Origin of the sequence: Streptomyces sp. NPDC051219 (assembly GCF_040682335.1) — a bacterium.
In the GTDB taxonomy this organism is placed as follows: Bacteria; Actinomycetota; Actinomycetes; order Streptomycetales; family Streptomycetaceae; genus Streptomyces.
Window position 1 is genome coordinate 17,989 of the sequence record NZ_JBFBAS010000016.1, and the last position, 16,046, is coordinate 34,034.

Here is a 16,046-nt window from a genome sequence, read left to right on the forward strand (position 1 = left end):
GGGCCCGCGACGGACCGCCGGGACAGGGCCTAGTCCCTTTCGAGTACGAACGACGCGGGTGTCACGGACAGACCCGGCACCTTCGCCTCCACCAGGTACGTGCCGGCCTTGGCGGCGCCGGCCGGCGGTGTCGCGCACTGCGGCGCGCTCTGCTTGAGGTCCCACTCCACCCGGTGGGTGATCCCGCTCTTCGCCGGCACCCGGAACAGCACGCTCCCCGGCCCGCCCGGGCAGTCCGCCGAGGACCACACCTCGTCGTCGCCGCCCGCTTCGGTGATCGTCAGCACGGCGGCCTTCGGCCCGAAGTCCACCTTGCAGGTGGTGCCCGATACGTTCTTCGCGATCAGCTCGAACTCCGGCTTCTCACCCGGCTCGTAGGCGTTCTTGACGCTGCGCAGGGTCAACTGCACGGCGCCCGCAGTGCAGTCGGGGAGGCCGGAGCCCGCCGGAACGCGCACCGGCGCACCGACGCCACCGGTGACCGAGCCGCCCACCCCGGTGTCACCGTTCTTGCCGCCGGAGCCGCCGCCGTCCTCACCGCCGCCCGGGCCGGTACCGCCCTGCCCGCCGCCGTCACCGCCCGTACTGCCCGACTCGTCGCGGCCGCCCGGGTCTTCACTGATGGCGGGACCCGATCCGGTCGGGCCGGGGGTGATCGAGGGTGCGGGGCCCTTGCCGTCGGGCTTGTCGCCGTTCTTGTCGCCGTTGCCCCCACCCGAACTGAGGACCCATGCGATCAGCAGCGCGAGCAACGCGACCAGCGACATCGCAACGGCCCTCCGCCGCCAGTAGATGGAGGAGGGAAGCGGCCCGATCGGATTGCGCAGAGATCCCACGGCGCAAACTGTACGAGAGATCGGCGCCAACTCCCGCCCCACATGCCGCCCTGCGCCCATGATTTGCGGATCATCATCAATGAACTGGCCCAGGAGCATGGGCTGTTGCGCCTGACGCCCCGGTATCGACCTGTTCGTCGCCACATGACGGCGGACACGGCGCAACATGGGTCCGAGAGCGACGAGCCCGGCGGCGCGATCACGCTCGCGCCGCTCGCACCGAGGGGCCCTGAGCCACTTCCGAGGCGAAACGTGCCAGGATCGGTTCTGCCATGACTGCCATGACTGCCCTCACGACGACTGCCCCCAGTGCCCTCCACGCCCCCGTCATCGCGTGGTTCGACGAGAACGCGCGCGATCTGCCCTGGCGCCGCCCCGAGGCCGGCCCCTGGGGTGTGATGGTCAGCGAGTTCATGCTGCAGCAGACCCCGGTCGGCCGGGTGCTCCCGGTGTACGAGCAGTGGCTGGCCCGCTGGCCGCGCCCTGCCGCCCTGGCGGCCGAGCCGCCCGGCGAGGCGGTCCGCGCCTGGGGCCGGCTCGGCTACCCGCGGCGTGCCCTGCGGCTGCACGGCGCGGCCGTGGCGATAACGGAACGCCATGGCGGTGATGTGCCGCGCGAGCACGGTCAGCTGCTCGCGCTGCCCGGGATCGGCGAGTACACGGCCGCGGCCGTCGTCTCCTTCGCCTACGGGCAGCGGCACACCGTCCTCGACACCAATGTCCGGCGGGTGTTCGCGCGGGCCGCGACCGGTGTCCAGTACCCGCCGAACGCCACCACCGCCGCCGAGCGCAAACTCGCCCGGATGCTGTTGCCCGAGGACGAGCCCACAGCGGCACGCTGGGCAGCCGCCTCGATGGAGCTCGGCGCGCTGGTGTGCACGGCCAAGAGTCCGGACTGCGTGCGCTGCCCGATCGCCCAGCAGTGCGCCTGGCGGCTGGCCGGCAAACCCGAGCACCAGGGTCCGCCGCGGCGCGGCCAGACGTACGCCGGTACGGACCGGCAGGTGCGTGGAAAGCTGCTCGCCGTACTGCGCGAGGCCGTCGGGCCGGTGCCGCAATCGGTGCTCGACACGGTGTGGGACGAGCCGGTACAGCGCGCCAGGGCACTGGACGGGCTGGTGGCCGACGGGCTGGTGGAACCGCTGCCGGGCGGGGTGTACCGGCTGCCGCTGAGCTGACCGGGGCCCGGAACCGGCGCCTGTTACACAACCTACGTACAGCCGTGCGCCCACCGAGCACTGGTCCGCACAACCTCGTGACACCGCCTCCGTAACTTCAGGTCCGTAAACAACGGAGGCGGAACAGAGGCGGTTCGGAAATGGCGCACGGCGAGGTGCTCGAGTTCGAGGAGTACGTACGGACCCGTCAGGAGGCGCTGCTGCGCAGTGCCCGGCGCCTGGTCCCCGACCCCGTGGACGCCCAGGACCTGCTGCAGACCGCGCTGGCCCGTACGTACGGCCGCTGGGACGGCATCGCGGACAAGTCCCTGGCCGATGCCTACCTCCGCCGGGTCATGATCAACACCCGGACCGAGTGGTGGCGCGCCCGCAAGCTCGAAGAAGTCCCCACCGAGCAGCTGCCCGACGCGAGCGTCGAGGACGGCACCGAGCAGCGCGCCGACCGCGCCCTGCTGATGGACATACTCGGCGTGCTGGCGCCCAAGCAGCGCAGCGTGGTCGTACTCCGGCACTGGGAGCAGATGAGCACCGAGGAGACCGCCGCGGCGCTCGGTATGTCGGCAGGTACGGTGAAGAGCACCCTGCACCGGGCGCTGGCCCGGCTCCGTCAGGAGCTGGAGAGCCGCGATCTGGACGCGCGGGCACTGGAGCGCGGTGAACACGCCGCGCGGAACGAGGGGCGGGAGCGGTGCGCGGCCTAGACAGAGCCTCACTGGCGGCGACGGGAACGGCTGCGGCCAGCCTCGCCGCCGTCGGCCTGTTTGTGGCGGGCTGTTCCACGGGCGGTGCCGGGGTGCGCGACGAGGGTGCGGCACGCTCCGACCAGGTGGCGAAGGTGGCGCCCACCACTTCGGCGTCCTCCGAGGCTCTGCAGACCGTCGACGCGGTGACGCTGGTGAAGAACGACCCCGAGGTCAGCGAGGCGGTCAAGCGCGATCTGAAGCCCTGCGTCGCCGACGAGTACCCGGTCGACGTCTCCTACGGGAAGATCACCGCGAACGGCGTCAACGACGTCGTGGTCAACGTCCTGTCGTGCGCGGACGCGGTCGGCGTGGGCACGTACGTGTATCGCGCCGAGGGCGACAGGTACGAGAACGTCTTCGCGGCCGAGGAGCCGCCGGTCTATGCGGAGATCGACCGCGGCGACCTGGTGCTCACCAAGCAGGTGTACGCCAAGGGCGACTCGGTGGCCTTCCCGTCCGGCGAGGACATCATCACGTACCGCTGGTCGGGAGAGAAGTTCACCGAGCAGGACCGGGTGCACAACGACTACAGCAACGCGGTCGACGGCGGCGCCCAGCCGCCCACCGCTTCGTCGGAGGACTGAGAGCAGCGGATGGCCGAGACACATGTGCTTTTCGTCGAGGACGACGATGTCATCCGTGAGGCGACCCAGCTGGCGCTTGAGCGTGACGGCTTCCGGGTGACCGCGATGCCCGACGGACTGTCGGGCCTGGAGGCGTTCCGCTCCAACCGGCCGGACATCGCGCTGCTCGACGTCATGGTGCCGGGCCTGGACGGTGTCAGCCTGTGCCGCCGGATCCGCGACGAGTCCACCGTGCCGGTCATCATGCTCTCCGCTCGCGCCGACTCGATCGACGTTGTGCTGGGGCTGGAGGCGGGCGCCGACGACTACGTCACCAAGCCCTTCGACGGCGCCGTGCTGGTCGCCCGCATCCGGGCCGTACTGCGCCGCTTCGGGCACGCGGGCGGGCCGGGGGGGCAGGGCCACGCGAACGGGCAGGGCGACAGCCCGCTGCTGTCCTTCGGCGACCTGGAGGTCGACACGGAGGGCATGGAGGTACGGAAGGACGGCACGCCGGTGGCGCTCACACCGACCGAGATGCGGCTGCTCCTGGAGTTCTCCGCGGCGCCGGGCACGGTGCTCTCCCGCGACCGGCTGCTGGAACGGGTGTGGGACTACGGCTGGGGCGGTGACACCCGGGTCGTGGACGTCCATGTGCAGCGGCTGCGTACCAAGATCGGCCAGGACAGGATCGAGACGGTCCGCGGCTTCGGATACAAGTTGAAGGCATGAAACGGTTCGCCCTGCGCACGGGAATCCGCTGGAAGATCAGCTTCGCGATCGCCGCCGTCGGCGCGTTGGTCGCCGTGGCTCTCAGCCTGGTCGTGCACAACGCGGCGCGCGTCTCCATGCTCGACAACGCCCGTGACGTACAGCTGGAGCGGGTGCAGTTCATCGCCCGCAACTCGGAGGCGGCCAAGAAGCCGCCACTCGGCGCCAAGCTGAACGATCCCGAGCTGCCCAGGGCCCTGAAGGACAAGGCGACCTCGGCGCGGCGCGGCACGTATGTGCAGGAGCACGACGGCGGCGCGCCGGACGTGTGGGCGGCCGTGCCGCTGGGCAACGGGCAGATCCTGTCGCTGCACACCCGCTTCACCGACAGCGCGAACGTGATGAAGGATCTGGACAGGGCGCTGGTCATCGGCTCTGTCGCGGTCGTCTTCGTCGGCTCGGCGCTCGGCGTGCTCATCGGCGGCCAGATCTCCCGCAGGCTCCGCAAGGCGGCTACCGCGGCGGGCAAGGTGGCCCAGGGCAATCCGGACGTACGGGTACGGGACGCGGTCGGCGGCGTCGTCCGCGACGAGACTGACCACCTCGCGCGTGCCGTGGACGCCATGGCGGACGCCCTTCAGCAGCGTCTGGAGGCCGAACGGCGGGTCACCGCGGACATCGCACACGAGCTGCGCACGCCGGTGACGGGGTTGCTGACGGCGGCGGAACTGCTGCCGCCGGGCCGGCCCAGCGAGCTGGTCCGGGACCGGGCCCAGGCGATGCGCGTGCTCGTGGAGGACGTACTGGAGGTGGCGCGGCTGGACAGCGCCTCCGAGCGGGCCGAGCTCCAGGAGGTCGCCCTCGGCGAGTTCGTCAGCCGCCGCGTCAGGACGCTGGATCCGGATGCCGTGGTGCGCGTGGTGCACGAGTCGGAGGTCAGCACCGATCCGCGGCGGCTGGAGCGCATCCTCGGCAATCTGCTGGCCAATGCCGCCAAGCACGGCAAGCCGCCGGTCGAGGTCACCGTGGAGGGCCGGGTGCTGCGTGTACGTGACCACGGGCCTGGGTTTCCCGAGGCGCTGCTGCGGGAGGGACCGAGCCGGTTCCGCACCGGCAGCAGCGACCGCGCGGGCGTCGGCCACGGACTGGGACTGACCATCGCCGCGGGCCAGGCCCGCGTACTCGGGGCACGCCTTACCTTCCGCAACGCCGCACGCCCTGAAACCGACACGGCAGCGGGCGCGGGCGGTGCGATCGCGGTGCTCTGGCTTCCCGAACACGCGCCGACGAACACCGGCAGCTTCCCCATCGTGCGGCTCCCGGGGTAGGCCGGTCAGTGCCTGGGGTCGGGTCCCGGTCCTCGGCGGGCGCGAGTCCCTTGTTTCAGCAGGCCCAGTTGTTTCAGCAGGCCCAGTCCTTGTCGACGTCGAGGCCGCCCTCGCGCGGCTGGGTGAACGAGAACCAGTTCCCCGAGTCGTCACGGAAGATCGCCTCGGTGCCGTACGGCCGCTCCTGGGGCTCCTGGAGGAACTCGACGCCGCGGGCCTTCAGCTTCTCGTAGTCCCCGTGGATGTCGTCGGTGGCCAGCACCCCCGCACCGAGGACGCCCTTGGAGATGAGCGTCTTCATCGCCTCCGCCGACTCGGGGTCCATGGCGGGCGGGCCGGGGACCATCAGCGTCAGCTCGACGTCGGGCTGTTCCTTCGACCCGACGGTCAGCCAGCGCATACCGCCTTCACCCATCGTCATGTCCGTCCGGACCTCGAGGCCGAGCTTCTGGGTGTAGAACTCCTTGGCCCGGTCCTGGTCCAGGACCCAGACGGTGGAAATGACGAGACCCTTGATCATGTCTTACTCCAGGGGAGGGGATGGGCTTGCCGTGCCACCGTAGGCAGCGGCACGCTCAGCCTGCTTCTTCAGAATTGCGGTGCTTGGCGGGGAAGCCCCCGGCCCACAGCATCGCGTAGCACCCGGGTATCAGCGCCGCTCCGCGGCCGACGTGTTTGCCGCGGTATTCGCTCGGTGACAGACCGGTCTGTTTCTTGAAGCGCGACGAGAAGGTGCCCAGGCTGCTGAAGCCGACCAGCACGCAGATCTCGGTGACCGACAAGTTCGCCGTGCGGAGCATCTCCTCCGCCCGCTCTATCCGGCGGCGGGACAGGTACTGACCGGGCGTCTCGCCGTACACCGCTTTGAAGGCCCGGACGAAGTGGTACCGGGAGTAGCCCGCGTGCGCGGCGACGGCGTCGAGGTCGAGCGGCCCGGCCCAGTCGCGGTCCATCGCGTCCTTGGCCAGCCTCAGCTGCTTGAGATGCGCCAGGTGCCTCACGTACTCGATGCTGGCACGAGGCACTGACAAAGGCCCCGGGTGCGTACACCGTGGCCTCTGCCCGACGACTGGATCCGGGCAGGTCAGACGGTCTCGGCCACCTTGCCGCCGGGCGCCTCCGCGTCCGGGCCGGCGGCGGCGGGTCCCGCCCCGCGCAGCGGCACCTCCTTGACGAACCACGCGGCCGCGAAGCCGATCACCGCGAGCGCCGCGCCGAGCAGGAACGCCGAGTGAATGCCCGACGCCACCGCGTGCTGGTACGCCTCGCGCACCGCGTCCGGCAGTTTGGCCAGGCCGGCCGCGTCGAGCTGGGCGGAACCCTGTGTGGCGGCTGCCGCACCCCGCTCGGCCATCGTGTCCTGGACCCGGGTGGTGAAGAGCGCGCCCATGATCGAGACGCCGAAGGAGCTGCCCAGCGTACGGAACAGGGTGGTGGAGGACGAGGCGACGCCCATGTCCTTCATCTCCACGCTGTTCTGCGCGACGAGCATCGTGATCTGCATCAGAAAGCCCATGCCGGCGCCGAGCACCGCCATGTAGATCCCGGAGGTGAGGCGGGAGGTGCCGGTGTCCATCTGGGCCAGCAGGAACAGGCCCGCGACCATCAGGGCGCCGCCCACGATCGGAAAGATCTTGTACTTGCCGCTGTTGGTGGTGACCCGGCCCGCGATCAGCGAGACGACCATCATCGAGAGCAGCAGCGGCAGGAGCAGCAGACCGGAGTTGGTGGCCGAGGCGCCCTGGACGGACTGCTGGAACAGTGGCAGGAAGAGCACCGCGCCGAACATCGCGAAGCCGGTCAGGAAGCCGATCACCGACATGAGCGTGAAGTTGCGGCTGCGGAAGATGTGCAGCGGCATGATCGGCTCGGCCGCCTTCGTCTCGACGAAGAGGAACCCGACGAGCGAGGCGACGCCGAGGGCGATGAGCTCCATGATCACCGCGGAGCCCCAGGCGTACTCGGTACCGCCCCAGGTGGTGACGAGCACGATCGCCGTGATGCCGACAGTCAGCAGCGCGGCCCCGAGGTAGTCGATACGCCCCTGCGCCTCCTTCTTCGGCAGGTGCAGTACGGAAGAGACCATGGCAAGGGCGACGGCGCCGAGCGGCAGGTTGATGTAGAAGGACCAGCGCCAGCCCCAGTGGTCGGTGATGACCCCGCCGGCCAGCGGCCCGCCGATCATGGCCAGCGCCATGACGCCGGCCATCATGCCCTGGTACTTGCCGCGCTCCCGGGGCGGGATCAGGTCCCCAATGATCGCCATGACGCCGACCATGAGGCCGCCCGCGCCGAGGCCCTGGATCACCCGGAAGCCGATGAGCTGACCCATGTCCTGGGCCATGCCGCTCAGCACCGATCCGATCAGGAAGATGACGATCGAGGTGAGGAAGATTCCCTTCCGCCCGTACATGTCGCCGAGCTTGCCCCAGATCGGGGTCGAGGCAGCCGTGGCGAGCGTGTAGGCGGTGACCACCCATGACAGGTGCTCCAGGCCGCCGAGCTCGCCCACGATGGTCGGCATGGCGGTGCCGATGATCATGTTGTCGAGCATGGCGAGCAGCATCGCGATCATCAGCGCGAGCAGCACCACGCGCACGCTGCGCGGCTTCACCTCGCTGCCCGGTGTCCCGTTCTTCTCCGGTATCCCGACGTCCGCCATGATCCCCACTCCCCCCGGGCACTTACTTGCCGCCCGGCTAGTTCACTACACTGAGGGACCGTAGACCCGTAACTAGCCGGGCGTCAAGCAAGTATCTCCTGGAGGTATCCATGGCCAGCACGCGGCAGCCGCGCAGAGGGAACACCCGCCAGCGCATCCAGGACGTGGCCCTGGCACTCTTCGCCGAGCAGGGGTACGAGAAGACGTCGCTGCGCGAGATCTCGGAGAAGCTGGACGTCACGAAGGCGGCGCTCTACTACCACTTCAAGACCAAGGAAGACATTCTCATCAGCCTCTTCCAGGACCTGACCCGGCCCATCGACGAGCTGATCGACTGGGGAAGGCAGCAGCCCTCCACACTGGAGACCAAGCAGGAGATTCTGCGCCGCTACAGCGAGGCCCTGACCGGCGCCGCCCCGCTTTTCCGCTTCATGCAGGAGAACCAGGCCACAGTGCGCGAGCTGAGCGTGGGCGAGACCTTCAAGGAGCGCATGATCGTCATGCTCGACCTGATCAAGGAGCCCGACGCTCCGCTCGTGAATCAGGTCCGCTGCGCGAGCGCGCTGTTCACGATGCACGCCGGCATGTTCTTCCTGCAGAACGTCGAAGGCGACCCCGAGGACAAGCGCAGGGCTGTCCTCGAAGTCGCCATCGATCTGGTGACGCAGGCTCACGCGGTCACGCCGTGACCACCGCGACCGGTCAGAGATTGACGCCGGCGCTGCGCAGGAACGCGACCGGGTTGATCGCCGAGCCGTAGTTCGGGGTCGTACGGATCTCGAAGTGCAGGTGCGGGCCGCTGGAGTTTCCGGTGTTGCCGGAGAGCGCGATCTGCTGGTTCGTCTTGACCTTCTGGCCGATGTACACCTTGATCTTCGACAGGTGCGCATACTGCGAGTACTTGCCGTTGGCATGCTTGACCACGATGGCGTTGCCGTACGCGGGACCGTCGCCGCCACCGTTCGGGCCGGCCTTGACGACGGTGCCGGCGCCGGCGGCCTTCACCGGGGTGCCGGTCGGAACCGCGAAGTCCTGGCCGGAGTGCTTCTGCGACCACATGTTGCCGCCGAGGCCGAAGCTGGCGCTCAGGGTGTACTTGGCGACCGGGTTGGTCCACGCAGGATTGGCCGCCTTCTTGGCCTTCTTGGCCTTCGCGGCCACCGTGGCCTTCTTGACCTCGGCAGCCTTCTTGGCCTGCGCCTCGGACTGCGCGGCGATCGAGGCGGCCGGCGCGGACAGGACAGTCGAGGAGGCGGCCGCGTCATCGGCGAACGCGACGCCCGCCCCGAGCACCGCCGTGGCACCCATGCCCGCGGCCAGGACGGCGGCACGGGTACGGAGGGCGGACGGGCGGCGGGTGCTGAGGGAATCGGTGCGCTTCGACATACGGGGAGTACCTCCGGGCATGAATGGACCCGGCACGCATGCCGGGCTGGCCATACCTTGGTAACCCGCGCTCCCCCAGCACTCAAACCCCCCTATTACTACCAAAGCTCGTAGAAGCCCTTCCGGAATACGCAGGCGTTGACACCGAAATCAACTCTCGGACACTCTGATTCGAAGGCGCGCGGCGCGTTTAAGCCCAGCTCTTCGCCCATGCATCCGATTACCTGCGTAAGGATTCGGACTCTTCACCCTCAGGGGGACAGAAGCCGCACAACGTCCCGACCGGATCCGGACACCGCAACGTCCCCTATCTCCTAATCCACCTAGTACCGCCCAAAATGGCTGTGCGCCTTGTCACCACGGACCCGGTCCCCCCAGCGCCGAATCGAGACCGGGGTCACACCCGCCCTCACTAAACTGAGCCGCGAAACAGGGCAAGTTCGGGGGCGTTCGGGGGGACAACGCACATGGATCCGGCAGTCATCGGCGCCCGCCTCGCGTCCGCCGCCGTCGCACCGCTCATCAGAAAGCTCTTCGTAACCGAAGGGCCGGGCGCGGGCCTGGTCGACAAGCCGGTCCGCATCTCCGGACTCGTCTCCTTCAAGGGCGAGAAGCGCGTACTCACGGAGAAGGACGTGCAGCAGCTCGGCGCCGAACTCGTCCGCCGAGCGCTGCGCGCCGGCGAGCGCCCGGTCCCGCCCGACGAGGAGCAGGCCGTCACCGACGCGCTGACCCGGACGCTGCTGGCCCTCGGCGGCCTGGACATCGACGACGTCCAGGCCGTCCGCCTCGGTCACGCGGACCTCGCCCGGCGCCTGCGCAGGGCCGCTCCCGTGACCAGGCACCTGTCGGCGGACGCCACCGCGTTCCACGACGGCCTGACCGGCACCGCGTGCCTGCACATCCTGCACTTCTTCACTCAGCGCTCGACCTTCGTCGCCCGCACCCTGGTCGAGCAGAGCCGATCCCAGGCCGAGTTGATCGCCAGAATTGACGAACTGATCGCCCGCACCCCTCGCCCGGACGCGCGGGACGCCGCGTTCGAGCAGCGCTACCTCGCCCATGTCGCGAAGAAACACGGCAAGCTCACGATCTACGGCATCGACCTGTCGAACTCCCCGGACCGATGGCCGCTGAACGCGGCGTACCTGAGCCTGGAGGCACTCGACGCCGACTCGGACGCCGACCATCCGGCCGTGGCCCCGAACCAGCCCGTGGCGGCCGATCAGGCTCTCGCCGGCCACGACAGGGTCCTGCTGAGGGGGGTGGCGGGCTCCGGCAAGACCACCCTCGTCCAGTGGCTCGCGCTCTCCGCCGCGCGCCAGGATCTCGGCGCCCGGATGTCGTATCTGCACGACCGCATCCCGTTCGTCCTGCCCCTGCGCACCCTCACCCGGCACGGCGAACGGCTGCCCGCCCCCGACCGGTTCCTCTCGGCCATCGGCTCCCCGCTGTCCGGGTCGCAGCCCGACAGCTGGGTGGACCGCGTACTCAGCACCGGCCGCGGTCTGCTGCTCGTCGACGGCATCGACGAGATCCCCGACGCCGAGCGCGAGCGCACGCGCGACTGGCTACGCGACCTGCTGGACGCCTTTCCCGGCAACCGCTGGCTGGTCACTTCGCGCCCTTCGGCCGTACGGGAGAACTGGCTGTGCGAGGACGGCTTCGCCGAGCTGGCCCTCTCCCCCATGAGCCCCGCCGGTGTCGCGGCGTTCATCACCCGCTGGCACACGGCCGCCCGGGGCGAGGGCCGGGACCAGGACCGGCTGGACGCGTACGAGACCTCGCTGCTCGCCGCGGTCCGGACGAAGTCCGACCTCGGAAGGCTCGCCACCAATCCGCTCATGTGCGGGTTGATCTGCGCCCTCCACCGGGACAGGCGCGGCTTCCTGCCGCACGGCCGCAAGGAGCTGTACGAGGCGGCCCTCACCATGCTCCTCGCCCGCCGGGACCGCGAACGCGACATGGGCGCCGTGGACGGCATCGACCTCCAGCAGGAGGCCCAGACCCAGCTGCTCCAGCGACTCGCCTACTGGCTCATCCGCAACGGCCGCACCGAGTTGGACCGCGAGCGCGCCGAACGGATCATCAGCGAGGCCCTGCCCGCCGTGCCCCTTGCCGCGGCGCAGGGCAACGGGACCGACATCTTCGGCCACCTCCTGCTCCGCAGCGGCCTGCTGCGGGAGCCTGCCCCCGGCGCCGTGGTCTTCGTCCACCGCACCTTTCAGGACTACCTGGGCGCCAGGGCCGCCGTCGAGGCGTGGGACATCGGCCTGCTCATCGCGCACGCGGCCGACGACCAGTGGGAGGACGTGATCCGGCTGGCCGTCGCCCACGCCCGGCCGCGCGAGCGGGCGGAGCTGCTCAGCGACCTGCTGGCCGCGGGCGACCAGGCCGCGGGCGGCGCGCGAGCCCGCATCTATCTCCTCGCCGCGGCCTGCCTGGAGCACGCCACCGAGCTGGACCCAGCGGTCGCCGAAGCCGTGAAAGAACGCGCGAGCCGACTCCTGCCGCCGCGCAGCACCCAGGCCGCTCATGAGCTGGCCGCGGTGGGTCCCCTCGTACTCGATCTGCTGCCCGGGCCCGAAGAGCTGACCGAGGGCGAGGCGGTCAATGTGGTGGTCACCGCGTCCCGGATCCCGTCCGACGCGGCCATTCCGTTCCTCGCCCGCTTCGCCGGCCACAGTTCGCTGCGCGTCCGCTCCCAGCTCGTATGGTCCTGGGACCGCTTCGACACCCAGCGGTACGCGGACGAGGTGGTCGCCGGCCTCGACCCCCGGCACCTGTACTTCAGCATCCGCACCGACCAGCAGCTGGCGGCCCTGAAGGCGCTCGGCGGCCGTCCCCTGCTCCAGACCAAGGGCGACCTGTCCGTCGGGGACCTGACCGAGTACGTGCGCACGGCCTCACCCGTGCGCATCCGCCTCAGTCACCACTCCACGCTGGCCGACGTGGACTTCCTGCGGGCCTCGCACGAGCTCATCGACCTGTCCGTAAGCCACTGCGGCCGCCTTCGGGACCTCTCCGGCCTGGCGGGCCTCCCCGTGCGGTTCCTGAGTCTGACGCAGCTCGGGGACATCCCGCATCTGCGCCCTCTCCGCACGCTGGACCGCCTGACCAACCTCACCTTGGCGCTCTCCCCCGCGACCCGGTGGACACTCGACGATCTCTCATCGGACGCCTCCCTGGACGCGCTCGACCTCGTGGGGTCCCGCGGCCCGGAGTCCGGCTACGGGGGCATCGGCCGCTGGGCCGACCTGATCTTCCTGCGCCTCGGCGCAGAGAGCAGCCCGCGGACCGCAGCCGACTGGGCGGACCTCGCGGAGGCGGGGCGTCTCGTCCTGCTGGAGGTGGCGGCGGAGGCCTTGGACAGTCACCCGGCCGGAGAATTCCTCCCCCCTGTCCGAAAATTGCACCTCAGGTACGAGAGCGGCCGGGGCCCCGGTCTGCGGCGCGTACCGGAGCTCTTCCCCGAGCTCACGGACCTGCACATCGTGGGGTCCGGGTACTGGGGCGACCTGATTCCACTCCGCGACCTGCCCTGGCTGGAGCGGATCCACCTCCCCGGCGGCGCCGAGTCGGCATCGGGAGCCGCCGATCTTCCGGACCACGTCGAGATCCTCGAGTCCTGAGAGGCCCGAGACGCCCGAGAGGCCGGCGACGCCTGAAGCCCGCGCAACGGAGCGGCCCCCGGAACCGAGGTTCCGGGGGCCGCTCCGTCGTACAGGAGGCCGCGCGTTACGCGTCCTTGCTCAGGTTGGGGCCGGCGCCGCCGCCCGTCGCCTGCTCGATCGGGGGGACGTCCGGCAGAGCGGACTTCTCCTCGCCACGGAAGGTGAACTTCCGCTCCTCACCATCGCCTTCGGTGTCCACGACCACGATGTGACCGGGGCGCAGCTCGCCGAAGAGGATCTTCTCGGAGAGGATGTCCTCGATCTCGCGCTGGATCGTCCGGCGCAGCGGCCGCGCGCCCAGAACCGGGTCGTACCCCTTCTTGGCGAGGAGCGACTTGGCGGACGGGCTGAGCTCGAGGCCCATGTCCCGGTCCTTCAGACGCTCGTCCACCTTGGCGACCATGAGGTCGACGATCTGGATGATGTCTTCCTCGGTGAGCTGGTGGAAGACCACCGTGTCGTCGACGCGGTTGAGGAATTCCGGCCGGAAGTGCTGCTTGAGCTCTTCGTTGACCTTGATCTTCATCCGCTCGTAGTTCGACTTGACGTCGCCCTGGGCGGCGAAGCCCAGGTTGAAGCCCTTCGAGATGTCCCGGGTCCCGAGGTTGGTCGTCATGATGATGACCGTGTTCTTGAAGTCCACGACGCGGCCCTGTGAGTCGGTCAGACGACCGTCCTCAAGGATCTGCAGAAGGGAATTGAAGATATCGGGGTGGGCCTTCTCGACCTCGTCGAACAGGACGACGGAGAACGGCTTCCGGCGCACCTTCTCGGTGAGCTGGCCGCCCTCTTCGTAACCCACGTATCCGGGGGGAGAACCGAAGAGGCGGGAAACCGTGTGCTTCTCACTGAACTCCGACATGTCGAGGGAGATCAGCGCGTCCTCGTCACCGAAGAGGAATTCGGCGAGCGTCTTGGAGAGCTCGGTCTTACCGACACCGGACGGGCCGGCGAAGATGAACGAGCCACCGGGCCGCTTCGGGTCCTTCAGGCCTGCCCGCGTACGGCGGATGGCCTGCGACAGCGCCTTGATGGCGTCCTTCTGACCGATGACGCGCTTGTGGAGCTCGTCCTCCATGCGGAGCAGCCTGGACGACTCCTCCTCGGTGAGCTTGAAGACCGGAATGCCCGTGGCGGTCGCGAGGACCTCGGCAATCAGCTCCTCGTCCACCTCGGCGACGACGTCCATGTCGCCGGCCTTCCACTCCTTCTCGCGCTTGGCCTTGGCCGCAAGGAGCTGCTTCTCCTTGTCGCGGAGGGAGGCCGCCTTCTCGAAGTCCTGCGAGTCGATCGCGGACTCCTTGTCCCGGCGGACACCGGCGATCTTCTCGTCGAACTCACGGAGGTCCGGCGGCGCGGTCATCCGGCGGATGCGCATCCTGGAGCCGGCCTCGTCGATCAGGTCGATCGCCTTGTCCGGCAGGAAGCGGTCCGAGATGTACCGGTCGGCGAGCGTCGCTGCGGCGACCAGCGCGGAGTCCGTGATGGACACCCGGTGGTGTGCCTCGTAGCGATCGCGCAGTCCCTTGAGGATCTCGATGGTGTGCGGCAGCGACGGCTCCGCGACCTGGATCGGCTGGAAGCGGCGCTCGAGGGCCGCGTCCTTCTCCAGGTGCTTGCGGTACTCGTCGAGCGTCGTCGCACCGATGGTCTGCAGCTCACCGCGGGCCAGCATCGGCTTGAGGATGCTGGCGGCGTCGATCGCACCCTCGGCGGCACCCGCACCCACGAGGGTGTGGAGCTCGTCGATGAACAGGATGATGTCGCCGCGGGTGCGGATCTCCTTCAGGACCTTCTTCAGGCGCTCCTCGAAGTCACCGCGGTAGCGGGACCCGGCGACGAGCGCACCGAGGTCGAGGGTGTAGAGGTGCTTGTCCTTGAGGGTCTCGGGCACCTCTCCCTTGACGATGGCCTGCGCCAGTCCTTCGACGACCGCCGTCTTTCCGACGCCGGGCTCGCCGATCAGGACCGGGTTGTTCTTGGTTCGGCGGGACAACACCTGCATGACCCGCTCGATCTCCTTCTCGCGCCCGATGACCGGGTCGAGCTTGGATTCGCGAGCGGCCTGAGTCAGGTTGCGGCCGAACTGGTCCAGGACGAGCGAGGTCGAGGGAGTTCCCTCGGCCGGACCGCCTGCCGTGGCGGCCTCCTTGCCCTGGTAACCGGACAGCAGCTGGATGACCTGCTGCCGCACCCGGTTCAGATCGGCGCCCAGCTTCACGAGGACCTGGGCGGCGACACCCTCACCCTCGCGGATCAGGCCGAGCAGGATGTGCTCCGTGCCGATGTAGTTGTGGCCGAGCTGAAGGGCCTCGCGGAGCGAGAGCTCCAGGACCTTCTTTGCACGAGGGGTGAAGGGGATGTGCCCGGACGGGGCCTGCTGCCCCTGCCCGATGATCTCCTCCACCTGCTGGCGGACCGCCTCGAGCGAAATCCCGAGGCTCTCCAGGGCCTTAGCGGCGACACCCTCACCCTCGTGGATAAGGCCCAGGAGGATGTGCTCGGTGCCGATGTAGTTGTGGTTGAGCATCCGGGCTTCTTCCTGAGCCAGGACGACAACCCGCCGCGCGCGGTCGGTGAACCTCTCGAACATCGTTAATCGCTCCTCAGAGCGGTCGGGCAGTGAGAGGGGCGTGTCCCCTCCCCGCAGTCCTTCCGCATGCTAGTCCCGCAAGACGGGACAGCTCATTCCAACTGCCGACACCCGTCCTTGGCCTCCTGCCCCGAACAGTCGACAACTGCTCCAACCTGATGGTGCGAGACGATGTTCCCGCAGGCCAGGCAGATACCCGTGCCACCAGTACGCCGATGGCGAACGTGAGACCGCCAGAACTGCGTGTCGCCCCTTCCCACTAGGAATGTCTTACCCGTAAGCACTGACACTCCATGCCGCTTTCCCCGGTTCCCTCAGCTATGGGCGAACATCTTTGCGCCTCCGAAAGCGTCAGCGAGACCCTCGCGCCAC

General features: G+C 69.3%; 13 protein-coding genes. 7 read left to right on the forward strand and 6 right to left on the reverse strand.

Annotated features, from left to right (window positions below; all coding sequences use genetic code 11):
• Positions 1 to 29: 29 nt before the first annotated feature.
• Positions 30 to 836 (reverse strand): hypothetical protein, encoded by an 807-nt coding sequence (locus AB0M62_RS19425; RefSeq protein ID WP_366075470.1) that lies wholly within the window; start codon positions 834 to 836, stop codon positions 30 to 32.
• Positions 837 to 1,108: 272 nt separating this feature from the next.
• Here AB0M62_RS19425 and AB0M62_RS19430 point away from each other — a divergent pair, with 272 nt between their 5' ends.
• From AB0M62_RS19430 to cseC, 5 genes are all read left to right on the forward strand, one after another.
• Positions 1,109 to 2,014, forward strand: a complete 906-nt coding sequence (locus AB0M62_RS19430; protein WP_366075471.1) for an A/G-specific adenine glycosylase — start codon at positions 1,109 to 1,111, stop codon at positions 2,012 to 2,014.
• A gap of 140 nt (positions 2,015 to 2,154) precedes the next feature.
• Entirely contained in the window at positions 2,155 to 2,715 is a 561-nt protein-coding gene (locus AB0M62_RS19435; protein ID WP_366075472.1) for a SigE family RNA polymerase sigma factor, read from the forward strand.
• On the forward strand, positions 2,703 to 3,341 hold the full coding sequence (locus tag AB0M62_RS19440; protein ID WP_366075473.1) for a hypothetical protein: 639 nt from the start codon (positions 2,703 to 2,705) through the stop codon (positions 3,339 to 3,341). Before AB0M62_RS19435 ends, AB0M62_RS19440 begins: the two co-directional genes overlap by 13 nt.
• A 9-nt stretch (positions 3,342 to 3,350) precedes the next feature.
• Positions 3,351 to 4,052 carry a two-component system response regulator CseB gene (cseB, locus tag AB0M62_RS19445; protein ID WP_366075474.1) on the forward strand — a complete coding sequence of 234 codons (702 nt, stop codon included), beginning with the start codon at positions 3,351 to 3,353 and terminating at the stop codon, positions 4,050 to 4,052.
• Positions 4,049 to 5,359, forward strand: coding sequence for a two-component system sensor histidine kinase CseC (gene cseC / locus AB0M62_RS19450; protein WP_366075475.1), 1,311 nt, complete (start codon positions 4,049 to 4,051; stop codon positions 5,357 to 5,359). Before cseB ends, cseC begins: the two co-directional genes overlap by 4 nt.
• A 73-nt stretch (positions 5,360 to 5,432) precedes the next feature.
• On the opposite strand, the gene AB0M62_RS19455 is transcribed toward cseC, so the two are convergent.
• The 3 genes from AB0M62_RS19455 to AB0M62_RS19465 all read right to left on the reverse strand — a co-directional run bounded on the left by AB0M62_RS19455 (position 5,433) and on the right by AB0M62_RS19465 (position 8,021).
• A complete protein-coding gene (locus tag AB0M62_RS19455) occupies positions 5,433 to 5,879 on the reverse strand; it encodes a VOC family protein (RefSeq protein WP_366075476.1) in 447 nt (148 codons plus the stop codon).
• Between the two features lie 55 nt (positions 5,880 to 5,934).
• Positions 5,935 to 6,360 carry a helix-turn-helix transcriptional regulator gene (locus AB0M62_RS19460; RefSeq protein WP_366075477.1) on the reverse strand — a complete coding sequence of 142 codons (426 nt, stop codon included), beginning with the start codon at positions 6,358 to 6,360 and terminating at the stop codon, positions 5,935 to 5,937.
• Positions 6,361 to 6,443: 83 nt separating this feature from the next.
• On the reverse strand, positions 6,444 to 8,021 hold the full coding sequence (locus tag AB0M62_RS19465) for an MDR family MFS transporter (protein ID WP_366075478.1): 1,578 nt from the start codon (positions 8,019 to 8,021) through the stop codon (positions 6,444 to 6,446).
• 110 nt (positions 8,022 to 8,131) lie between these two features.
• Between AB0M62_RS19465 and AB0M62_RS19470 the strand changes: the two genes are divergently transcribed.
• Positions 8,132 to 8,710 carry a TetR/AcrR family transcriptional regulator gene (locus AB0M62_RS19470; RefSeq protein WP_366075479.1) on the forward strand — a complete coding sequence of 193 codons (579 nt, stop codon included), beginning with the start codon at positions 8,132 to 8,134 and terminating at the stop codon, positions 8,708 to 8,710.
• Positions 8,711 to 8,723: 13 nt separating this feature from the next.
• On the opposite strand, the gene AB0M62_RS19475 is transcribed toward AB0M62_RS19470, so the two are convergent.
• Positions 8,724 to 9,407 (reverse strand): M23 family metallopeptidase, encoded by a 684-nt coding sequence (locus AB0M62_RS19475; RefSeq protein ID WP_366075480.1) that lies wholly within the window; start codon positions 9,405 to 9,407, stop codon positions 8,724 to 8,726.
• Positions 9,408 to 9,874: 467 nt separating this feature from the next.
• Between AB0M62_RS19475 and AB0M62_RS19480 the strand changes: the two genes are divergently transcribed.
• Entirely contained in the window at positions 9,875 to 13,039 is a 3,165-nt protein-coding gene (locus AB0M62_RS19480; RefSeq protein ID WP_366075481.1) for an NACHT domain-containing protein, read from the forward strand.
• Positions 13,040 to 13,145: 106 nt separating this feature from the next.
• Here AB0M62_RS19480 and AB0M62_RS19485 read toward each other — a convergent pair whose 3' ends face one another.
• Complete coding sequence (locus tag AB0M62_RS19485; RefSeq protein WP_366075482.1) at positions 13,146 to 15,674, reverse strand: ATP-dependent Clp protease ATP-binding subunit; 2,529 nt, start codon at positions 15,672 to 15,674, stop codon at positions 13,146 to 13,148.
• Positions 15,675 to 16,046: the final 372 nt, after the last annotated feature.

Bases quoted from the DNA above. Each gene is read 5' to 3' on its own strand.
- AB0M62_RS19470 (WP_366075479.1), top strand. From the start codon at position 8,132: ATGGCCAGCACGCGGCAGCCGCGCAGAGGGAACACCCGCCAGCGCATC.
- cseB (WP_366075474.1), top strand. From the start codon at position 3,351: ATGGCCGAGACACATGTGCTTTTCGTCGAGGACGACGATGTCATCCGT.
- cseC (WP_366075475.1), top strand. From the start codon at position 4,049: ATGAAACGGTTCGCCCTGCGCACGGGAATCCGCTGGAAGATCAGCTTC.
- AB0M62_RS19475 (WP_366075480.1), bottom strand. From the start codon at position 9,407: ATGTCGAAGCGCACCGATTCCCTCAGCACCCGCCGCCCGTCCGCCCTC.
- AB0M62_RS19435 (WP_366075472.1), top strand. From the start codon at position 2,155: ATGGCGCACGGCGAGGTGCTCGAGTTCGAGGAGTACGTACGGACCCGT.
- AB0M62_RS19485 (WP_366075482.1), bottom strand. From the start codon at position 15,674: ATGTTCGAGAGGTTCACCGACCGCGCGCGGCGGGTTGTCGTCCTGGCT.
- AB0M62_RS19465 (WP_366075478.1), bottom strand. From the start codon at position 8,021: ATGGCGGACGTCGGGATACCGGAGAAGAACGGGACACCGGGCAGCGAG.
- AB0M62_RS19455 (WP_366075476.1), bottom strand. From the start codon at position 5,879: ATGATCAAGGGTCTCGTCATTTCCACCGTCTGGGTCCTGGACCAGGAC.
- AB0M62_RS19480 (WP_366075481.1), top strand. From the start codon at position 9,875: ATGGATCCGGCAGTCATCGGCGCCCGCCTCGCGTCCGCCGCCGTCGCA.
- AB0M62_RS19430 (WP_366075471.1), top strand. From the start codon at position 1,109: ATGACTGCCATGACTGCCCTCACGACGACTGCCCCCAGTGCCCTCCAC.